This window comes from Microbulbifer sp. ABH2_005 (genome assembly GCF_056160005.1).
The window spans coordinates 1-682 of sequence record NZ_JBSWWI010000009.1; the positions used below are offsets into that span (position 1 = coordinate 1).

1 protein-coding gene is annotated in these 682 nt (G+C 45.7%); it reads right to left on the minus strand.

Features of this window, described 5'->3' with window-relative positions; genetic code table 11:
- A partial coding sequence (locus tag ACXAFI_RS20015; protein WP_475110174.1) for a hypothetical protein occupies positions 1 to 682 on the minus strand: 682 nt, incomplete at both ends.

Sequence of the window (682 nt, forward strand, 5' to 3'; positions counted from 1 at the left end):
GCTATTGGAAGCACCCTGCAGTATTCCTTTGCCGCCACTCAATATATCGGCATCATTAATGGTGACACCGGCATGCTCTACCTGATTATCAATTGCTGTGAGCGCCCAATTACTATTGTTAACACTGCTTTCAATCGTGTCTGTAAAAGAGTTTGAGTCCCCAGCGCTTAAAATGCCAATACCGGTAAAGGCCATGCCTTTAGTATCGATCTTGGTCTTTTGCTGTCCATTGTCTGTGTAAGCAGAAAGCTTAAATGTTTCATCTTGGTCATTTCTGCCAACCAGCTCACCAGTATCTGCCTGGATAGTTTCTACATCACTAAATGCAATGTTGTAGCCTGTGATTTCTTCACTTTCTGCCCCCAAAATCCACTGGCTACCGGTTTGCCCAGTACCGTCAATAATACTGTCGGTACCCCCACCGGTATTGAGACTTGAGATACCGGTAAAGGCTATTTCATTGGCTTTAAAGGCCCTATCTCCGGTAATTTCGATCGTATCGGCGAAGCCTGAGCCGACAAGCTTTTCACCACCAGTACCCGCTACCTCAATCTCTTTAAATACGATATTGCTGGTAATGAGTTCTTTTGCGTTTCCAGTGAGTTCGACGGTCTTGCTTGCTAAAGCATAAACAGTGTCGACAAAGCTGGCATCGCTACCGGCCAGTACAGCACTAACATCC